The organism is Janthinobacterium foliorum (assembly GCF_978021625.1).
In genome coordinates this window covers 263680-272702 of sequence record NZ_CDXDQE010000002.1, presented here as the reverse complement: position 1 = coordinate 272702, position 9023 = coordinate 263680, and the positions used below count along the sequence as shown (strand labels likewise).

9 protein-coding genes are annotated in these 9023 nt (G+C 61.7%); all 9 read left to right on the top strand.

Annotated elements, in window-relative coordinates; genetic code table 11:
* Positions 1–6 precede the first annotated feature (6 nt).
* The 9 genes from ACZ92H_RS05645 (at position 7) to ACZ92H_RS05605 (ending at position 8979) form a co-directional block, all read left to right on the top strand.
* Complete coding sequence (locus ACZ92H_RS05645) at positions 7–753, top strand: hypothetical protein (protein WP_465048631.1); 747 nt, start codon at positions 7–9, stop codon at positions 751–753.
* 9 nt (positions 754–762) lie between these two features.
* Positions 763–1617 (top strand): hypothetical protein, encoded by an 855-nt coding sequence (locus ACZ92H_RS05640; protein ID WP_465048629.1) that lies wholly within the window; start codon positions 763–765, stop codon positions 1615–1617.
* The gene (locus ACZ92H_RS05635) at positions 1618–3408 is read left to right on the top strand and encodes a hypothetical protein (protein WP_465048628.1); all 1791 of its coding nucleotides are present in this window, start codon (positions 1618–1620) and stop codon (positions 3406–3408) included. It abuts the gene before it with no gap.
* Positions 3409–3523: 115 nt separating this feature from the next.
* Entirely contained in the window at positions 3524–5413 is a 1890-nt protein-coding gene (locus ACZ92H_RS05630) for a hypothetical protein (RefSeq protein WP_465048627.1), read from the top strand.
* Positions 5414–5478: 65 nt separating this feature from the next.
* The gene (locus ACZ92H_RS05625) at positions 5479–5907 is read left to right on the top strand and encodes a hypothetical protein (protein WP_131373153.1); all 429 of its coding nucleotides are present in this window, start codon (positions 5479–5481) and stop codon (positions 5905–5907) included.
* A gap of 14 nt (positions 5908–5921) precedes the next feature.
* Positions 5922–6419, top strand: a complete 498-nt coding sequence (locus tag ACZ92H_RS05620) for a glycoside hydrolase family 19 protein (RefSeq protein WP_465048626.1) — start codon at positions 5922–5924, stop codon at positions 6417–6419.
* Positions 6416–6754, top strand: coding sequence for a hypothetical protein (locus ACZ92H_RS05615; RefSeq protein WP_465048625.1), 339 nt, complete (start codon positions 6416–6418; stop codon positions 6752–6754). The genes ACZ92H_RS05620 and ACZ92H_RS05615 overlap by 4 nt, the downstream gene beginning before the upstream one ends.
* Before the next feature lie 68 nt (positions 6755–6822).
* Entirely contained in the window at positions 6823–7047 is a 225-nt protein-coding gene (locus ACZ92H_RS05610; protein WP_131373156.1) for a hypothetical protein, read from the top strand.
* Positions 7048–7479: 432 nt separating this feature from the next.
* Positions 7480–8979, top strand: coding sequence for a nucleobase:cation symporter-2 family protein (locus tag ACZ92H_RS05605; RefSeq protein ID WP_465048622.1), 1500 nt, complete (start codon positions 7480–7482; stop codon positions 8977–8979).
* Positions 8980–9023: the final 44 nt, after the last annotated feature.

The following is a 9023-nucleotide window of genomic DNA, read 5'->3' as shown; positions in this document are numbered from 1 at the left end:
GTGGCCATGGCCATCGGTGTATCTTTTACAAATGCCGCGCAACGGGCGGTGATCTCCAATCTGCAGTATGGCGTGGCTTTTATAGGAAACGCCGCTTTTACCGGAGAGCGCAAGCCCTTCAGTTATTTTTCCGACGCCTTGGCGCCTATTCCCGGTTCCGGCGACCCCTACTACGTTTACCGCATTAACTCGGTACATCCGCCGATGGCGTTCATCCAGCTTCTTTCGCCACAGCGGTTTGCCATCTGCTCCATTTTGAAGGTTGGGGCGAATGCCTGGGAAATTGTGGTCAGCGGTTCCGTGTGGACCGTTACGCCGACAGTCAAGTGTTTCTCGCGGCTGGTTGGGCAGGGAGTGCCGGGACTCGTGGGTTTGCGCATCCGGGACAACGCGGGAAACCGGACCTGGGACAGCACGGAAAAAATGCTCGTCATTCGACGCAAGCTCGACTGGGCCTCCTTTCGCGACACTTCCAAGGGCGGTGCGGTGCAAACCCAGGCACTGACGGGCATCGCTTCTCCGTATCTGATGTCCTCTGCCGCACCCGGCCGCTCCGGGGAAAATGGCGCCAGAGTGAGCAACGACGCGCAGTTCAGTATTGCTGCCTACAGCCCAGGCTGGACTTACTCGAACGGTGAAATTTCCAGGCTTTCCAGGGCGACCACGTCATTTTTGTATCGGGATGACAATAATCCTGGCTGGAATTCGTTCCCTGAGGAGCGATGCTACATCATTAACGGTGACGATTACTGAATGACGCCCATGAAAAATCTTCGCATTATTTACGATAACGCGGCCGACCGGGCGACGCTTGCTGCCTCGCCGGTGGCCGCTGCCTTGGCAGCCGCCAATCTGCAAAGCGACATCAAGACCGATATCTATCGCTCGACGGGGACGCGGGCGACGTTTGTCCTGTCCTGGCCCATGGCCGAGCGCATCGGCTGCGTTGCTTTTCCATTTAGCAATCTGACGTCTGGCGGGGCCATGCGCGTTCGCCTGTACGCCATGCCAGACGATAGCGCGCCGGTGCTGGACACCGGCTGGGTATTCGCGTGCGCCCCGGCGCCGTTCGCCCCACGTGATTTTGGCATTTTGCCGCTTGCCTTCAATGCCTATCGCTGGGGTGGCGTGAGCACCTGGGGCAATGGCGGCGGTGCCGCGGCGGTGACGTGGTTCGCGCCGGCGCGCGGCCGTCGCATGGTCATCGACCTGGACGACGCGCGTAATCCGCAAGGCTACATCGAGGCGGGCCGCCTGGTGGCTGGCGATTACTGGTCGCCGCAATGCAACGCCGATTTTGGCGCCGGGCTGCAAAACCAGGATAGCAGCGTGCATTTTCGTAACGAGACGGGCGACTTGCTGACGCAGAAAGGCAGTACCAGCAACAAGCTGACCTTGCAACTCAGTCATTTGCAGTCCGATGACCGCATGCGCCTGGCGCGCATCCTGCGCGACAACGGCAAGCATACGCCCATGCTCGTCAGCCTGTTCCCGGAAAACCCCGATCCCGTGCTGGAGCAGGAGTACACGCTGTACGGCAAGGCCAGCAATCTGGCCGCCGTGACGACGCCGTATTTCGGCACCTATGCCTTTCCACTTGAAATCGAAGGAATCTGAATGTCGACGAAATTTTATCCAGGCCAGCTCGACGTCGTCGAGAAACTCAACCAGATGGATGATGCGTTTGCGGCGGGGCCGTATAGCGCCTTGCCCTTGACGGGTGGCACCATGACGGGCCCCATCACGACACCCAGCTTTATTACCATGGGGGTACGTGGGCCTGGCCAGCAGCAAAATGTTGGTCTGAGCAATGGCTGGTGGCGTATTGCCAAGTTCAACGTGGCCGCCATGGGAGGCGAAGCGACCATCCGTATTTCCGGAGCGACTTCTTACTCCTCGTATGAAGGTGCTTCCAATGGCATCGAAACGGTGATTTTGTTGCGCTGTGATAACGACAACAAGATTCGAGGTTCCTGGTATAGCACCAGCGATGGCAAGCATGCCGACATCCAGGGGGTAAGGATAGACAGCGATGGCGTCATTTACGTGGGGGCGGTACAGTTTTCCACGCTGTCCTGCTACATCGATTCGAATATGTGGTTTCAGCAAAAACTGGAATTTTTGGGTACCGAGCCGCCCAAGGATTCGTGGGACGCCGTCGCGGTCTACGCGCTGAGCGTTGGCGGCGCACCGATCATGACGATACGGCCAGGAGCCGTTGAATTGCAAAGCAATTCGACGTTGAATGGTCCTAAAATCATCCACGCCGGTCAACGCGGTGGACAGCAAAGCAGCTTGTCGATACCGAATGACGGCAAGCCATTGTTGGCCAACACATATTACGAGGTGGCGGCGCTGGGCGTGGGTGGAGTCGCCGGCGCCGCGTTTCCCGGCCGCTTCCTCTGGTCCACCTCCTCGGGAACCGGTAGCCTTTACTCTCAAGGCTACAAGATGAATCTGCGGGCGTACGACGAAAACAGCGGCATTTTCTCCGCACCGTTGCTGGGCATTACCGGCACCGGCCAGGTGGCATGGCCGGGCAATATGCGCTGTGGCCCCGTCCCGGCAGCTGCGGGTGCACGCGATATTCATGCGATTTACAAGGACACGGCACCGGCCGGAGAGATTCTGTATGTGGGACGCACTGGCGAAGCGGCGACGGCCACTCTGGCGGTGCTGGCTGGCGCCGGCATGACGGCGTGGGCGGCCAGTACTGCCGTATTGTACGTGGGCAGCCAGACGACTGGCCGCAGCATCAACGCCGCCGGCACGATCAACGCCAGTGGCGCCGACTATGCCGAGTACATGCTCAAGGCGCCTGCGTGCGGCATTGTTGCGGCAGGACAGGTGATCGGCATCGGCGCGGACGGCAAGCTGACGGACCGCTGGAGCGAGTCCATCTCGTTTGCCGTGAAATCCTCCGACCCCTGCATGGTGGGCGGCGACAAGTGGTCGCAACAACTCGGCCCGCGTCCGGCCTGCGTGACGCGTATCCTCGATGCCGTCGAATCACGGCTAATCAGCGAGGCGCAACCAGCCGTCGATGCCGTATATGACGGTCTTGCGCTCGTCGCACCGGCGATGCCGGCCAGGGCCGCCGTGTATGGCGAAGTTACCGTGGCTGGCGAAACGGATGAAGATTGGGCTGCGCGCCAGGCGCCGGGCCTGGCATATGACGCGGCGCTCGAAGCGCTGCGCCAGACGGTCGACCGCATCGCTTTCGCGGGCCAGGTGCCGTGCAACGTCCGGGGTGCCGTTCCCGGCCAGTTCATCGTACCCGTCCAGGATGGTGCCGGCATTGCCGTCAACGAGGAGTGCATGACGCTGACGCAATACATGCGCGCCGTCGGTAAGGTTATCGCCGTCGAGGACGATGGCCGGGCGCGCATCGTCGTCAAGATGGCCTGAGCATGGCAATCCAGAGTGACCCGCTTCGGCGGGTTTTTTTTTCGTCAGGGCGTCCGGTTTGCCGGGCATGCGCCGGTCAGGCGTGTATGGTCCACAATGAAGTCGAGGAATTGAAATGAGTGATTTTTTTTACTACGGGCAGAAAGATATGATACGGCGCCTGAACGAACTGGCAGGGCGGGGTGCCGTGGTGGCGTCGTATGCGCCGAAGGTGGGGATGTCGCCGGTGGGCGGGCCGAATGGCTTTATGGACCCGGCCTGGCTTGATCCCGCAAAAAATATCGTGGCAGGTTCTGTAAGCGCCAAGAATATAATGGCAAATAGCATATTGGGTGATATTAATGGTGCCGGTACCACAGTCCGAACCGGCTACAACTACACGTCCAACGGCGAAAATACCCATAAATTCATCCGTTTTGCTACTCTTTCGGCAGACAGTGATAGCAACTTGCAGAATATCCGTATTCGCGGCATCTTGAATGATGGCTGGTCTGCTGCTGGCACCGCCGTTGTGGATATCCTGCTTGGAAATCGAGGTGGCCTGAATGTGACCTGGTCGATCGAGGGATACACTCCCATGAAAGCCCGCTTCATTGTTATTAAGCGCACGGACGGCCTGTACGACGTGTATGCATTTACTGAAGGCGGTTCCTGGGCGACGCTCAGCTTTGAAGTGTCGGGTATTCAAACGCCGGTTTTGGACCGGCCCGTTATTTCGTTTGGGCTTCCGGAAACAGGCGTCATCGTTTTTGATACCTCAGCTCGTTTCGGCAACGATGCTTACATTACGCCTATTCGACGCACGAGTCACAGTCCCCTGAATCGCAAGACCACCGTGTTTCCACGCGGTGTGTATGTGGGCCATAACGAGAGCAACGCCACAGCCATGCTGGGGAGTGAGCGCGTTTCGGTCGGCCAGAACGAAGGCACGGCTCAGGAAGTCTTGAGTTTGGGGGTCGTTGGCAAGGAAGGCCATAACTATCCCGGCCGTTTTGGCGTGGTGACCGAGGCCACGACGGGTTTCCTATACGCGAATGGTTTCAAACTGCGTTATCAGGCTTGGGATACCCAGCTCAATAGCTGGTCGCCGGCGCTCATGGAAGTGCGCGGTAACGGGCAAGTGTACGTGGGCACGCTCAAGGCGGGCAGCGCAGATGGCACGCCGCGCCATACCATTAACAGGACGGCGGCGCAGGGGGCTGAAATTTTGCAGGTCGGCCGCGAAGGGCTCGCACAACCTTGTGTCGCTGTAAACGGTTCCGATGGCTCGGGAGGGTGGGCCGCATCGCCATCCGTGCTGTACGTTGGCAAGCATTCTGCCACCGGACGTAGTGTCGGCACTGCCGGTACGATCAACGCACAGGGCAATGACTATGCTGAATACATGCCCAAATGCCTGTCGTGCAGCGATGTCCGGCCGGGTCAGATTATCGGCATCACGGCCAATAATGAGATTGTGGATACATGGACAGGAGCTATCATGTTCGCCATCAAATCCACCGACCCTTCGTTTGTCGGCGGTGATGACTGGGCTCGAGAACTTGGTATTCCACCAAGCCCCCAGGCCGGCGACGAACCAGTCAGGCCAATGCGTCTGGAAGGTGTGATGGATGAGACGAGCATTCCGGAAGGCACAGGTGCGAGCGCCATGGCCACGGGCGATACTGACGAAGAATGGGAAGCCAAACTGCATCAGTACAGGCAGGCCATGCTGACATGGGCGCTGTCTGTCCAGGAAGATGCGGACGTCATGAGGGAATTCAATGACAGCCTGGAAGTAGCACGGGCCCGTGTGGACCGCATCGCCATCGCCGGCCGCGTGCCGGTGAACGTGCTGGGCGCGCAGCCGGGCGACTATATCGTCGCGGTGCAGGATGGGGCCGGCATCAGGGGCATTGCCGTGCACGAGGACGAATTGACCGACAGACAGTACCGCAAGGCGGTCGGGCGCGTGATCTCGATCGAACCCGACGGCAGGGCGTACGTGATGGTCAAGGCCGTGTGAGGCAGCAGCAATTCTCAATCAACCCGCTTCGGCGGGTTTTTTATTTCTCCGACAGAAAGGCAATCATGGCCATCGAAACCACCGCCGCCGGCGGCGCATTGATCAAACTGTTTGGCGTGCCCGTGCTGGCCGGCGCCGCCGCGACATCGCTGGGCTTCATGTTCATGTGGCCCCAGTCCACCAAGGAGGCATTCATCCGTTTTTGTTCCAGCATCATCATTTCCACCTTTCTCGGCCCCCTGCTGGTGGCGGCCGTGCTGTCGTGGTGGCCCAGCCTGTTCGACAGCGCAAAGACCGTGGCGGGCCTGTATGGCGGCGATCCTGCCACGGGTTTCCTGTTCATCGCCGCGCCATTGATGGTGGCGGCCGGCTTGCCTGCCTGGTGGGTGCTGGGCGCCTGCGTGCGCTGGTTTGACAAACGGCGCGGCAAGGATATCGGCGAACTGGCGGCCGATGCGGCCGCTGTCGTCAAGGATGTGCGGGGTGCGCTGTGACGGGCGCACAATTGATGCAGATCATGCCACTGGCAGGCCGGCGCGTTAGCCTGTTCCTGGCGCCCCTGAACGCGGCGATGGCGGAATTCGGCATCGATACGCCGCTGCGCCAGGCGGCCTTCCTGGCGCAGGTGGGGCACGAATCGGGCCAGTTGCGTTACGTGCGCGAGTTGGCCAGTGGCGCCGCCTACGAAGGGCGCGGTGACTTGGGCAATGTGGTCGCCGGTGACGGCGTGCGCTTCAAGGGACGCGGCTTGCTGCAAGTGACGGGACGCGCCAATTACGCGGCGTGTGGCGTGGCGTTGCAGCTGGATTTGCTGGCCAAACCGGAATTGCTGGAGCAGGCGACTGCCGCGTGCCGCTCGGCAGGCTGGTTCTGGCAGTCGCGCGGCCTGAACCGTCTGGCTGATGCCGGCGATCAGGAACGTCTGACGCGCCGCATCAATGGCGGCGTGAATGGCTTGGAGGAACGCCTGGCGCTGTACCAGGTGGCGCGCAAGGTGCTCGCATGAAGCCGCCGTTGATGGCACTGTCCATGCTCTTGCTGCTGGGCGCGGCCGTGTTTTGCGCCCAGCGCTGGGGACGTGAAGCGGGGCGCATGGCGTGCGCGGTGCAGGTGCAGGAGGCGCAAAGCGCGTTGCGGCGCCAGCAGCAGGCATTGGGCGTGCTGCGGGAAGAGGGCGCGCGCCGTTCGGCGCGGGTGGCGCAGGCACTGGCCCATGCGCGGGCCGGGCAGGCGGATGCGCAAGCGGCGGCGGCGCGCCTCCTGGCGCTGCGGCCCGATGGCGATGCCTGCCGGGCGGCAGAAGCACTGATCGCCAGTGAAATCACCAGCAGCCTGCCATGAGGGGGGCAGGTGCGCGGGCGAAGACGCGTGCCAGCAGAGGTTTCAGGCACGCAGCCGGGGTGGTGCTGGTGAGTGGGCTGAGTGCCTGTGCGGCAGTCGTGCCGACGGCCAAGGTAGAGATGCTGCCGGTGGGTGTGCCATGCATGGCAACGCGGCCCAGGGCGCCTGTCCTGCCGGCCGTGCCAGCCCATGGCATTTTCGAACAGGTGCAAGCCTTGCTGGCGCGCGAACAGTTGCGCGCAGCCCATGCGCGGCAGCTGGAAATGCTGCTGGACGCCTGTGCCGGTGGCTAGCCACCGTCCATCCGTCCATTGACCATCTGCCCTTCAGCCATCTGCCTGATGCCATCAGGTAGCAAGCATCAGGTAGCAAGCAGCAAGCAGCAGGCATCTGCCACCTTACATCAACCCTTGGTGTTCAGCCGGCCACCGCCACCGCCACCGCCACCGCATTTTGCCGCCTTCTGGTGCATGCGCGCGGCGGCACGCGAGAAAACGGTGCATGTACGGCCCGATTTTTTCGGCGGAGAACGGTTTTCGGCACAATTTCTGTATACAATTTACCTGGCACGATGCGTGCATTGCCCATCCTGGACATTTCCCCATTCCAAGGAGCTTCGCATGCATCCGTCGCCGCCGTCGTATTCCTGTCGTCCCGTTTCTCTCTTGTTTTTCCCTTGCCTCTGCACCCATCCGGGCTGCGGAAACCCTGGAAATGGAGCGTAAATGGCCTCTCCCCGTCTGAAATCCATCCACCGCAGCGCGCCCGGCGCACCGGCTGCGACGCCATCACCCGTCGATGAAATGCTGCCCGCTGGAAAACTGTTCACCTTGGGCTTGCAGCATGTGCTGGTCATGTATGCAGGCGCCATCGCCGTGCCGCTGATCGTCGGCCGCGCCCTCAAGCTGCCGCCCGAGCAGGTGGCGGCGCTGATCAGCGCCGACCTGTTCTGCTGCGGCCTGGTGACGCTGATCCAGTCGCTGGGGCTGGGAAAATACTTCGGCATCCGCCTGCCCGTGATGATGGGCGTGACCTTTGCCGCCGTCAGTCCCATGCTGGCCATGGCGAATAATCCTGCCCTGGGCATCACCGGCATCTTTGGCGCCGTGATCGGCGCCGGTGTCGTTTCCATGCTGATCGCCCCCTTCATCAGCCGGCTGCTGGCGCTGTTTCCCCCCGTGGTCACGGGCAGCATCATTGCCGTCATCGGCGTGTCGCTGATGCGCGTGGGCGTGAACTGGGCCATGGGCGGGCCGCCGGCGATGGCGCAGATCGCCGACCCGGTTTTCGTCAAGATGGCCGCGGCCGCCACGGCGGCGGGCTTGCCTGCGCCTGCCGGGCCCGTGCCGATGATCGCCAACCCCGGTTATGGCGCGCTGGACAATATGGGCATTGCCTTCTTCGTGCTGGCCGTCATCTTGCTGGTGGCGAAGTATGGCCGCGGCTTCCTGGCGAATATTGCCGTGCTGATCGGCATCATCGCCGGCACGGCCTTGGCATTTGCGCTGGGCAAGGCCGACTTCGCCAAGGTGGCCAGCGCCAAGATGTTTGCCATCGTCACGCCATTCCAGTTCGGCATGCCGACTTTCGACCTGGTCGCCATTGTGACCATGAGCCTGGTGATGATCGTCGTCATGATCGAGTCGCTGGGCATGTTCCTGGCGCTGGGCGAGATGACGGACAAGCGCATCACGCAGGCCGACATCAGCCGCGGCTTGCGCGTCGATGGCCTCGGTACCTTGATTGGCGGCATCTTCAACACCTTTCCCTATACCTCGTTTTCGCAGAACGTGGGCCTGGTGGGCGTGACGGGCGTGCGCAGCCGCTGGGTTTGCGTCGCGGCCGGCATCATCCTGCTGGTCATGGGCGTGATCCCGAAGATTGCGCAGACGGCCGAAGCCGTGCCGGCCTTCGTGCTGGGCGGGGCAGGGTTGGTGATGTTCGGCATGGTGGCGGCCACGGGCATCCGCATCCTGGCCAGCGTCGACTACAGGAGCAACCGCAACAATCTGTTCATCGTTGCCCTGTCGATCGGCTTCGGCATGCTGCCGCTGGTGGCGGAACAGTATGCACAGCACATGCCGAAAGCCCTGTCGCCGCTGCTGCACAGCGGCATTCTGCTGGCCGCCATCGTCGCGGTGCTGCTCAATCTGTTCTTCAACGGACTGGCATCCGGGGACGAGGCGCAGGAGCAGGCGCGCGAGAACAGCCATGGCAGCGATTGAACGATAAAAATGCAGCGCAGGCGCCATGAATAAGGGAAAAGGGC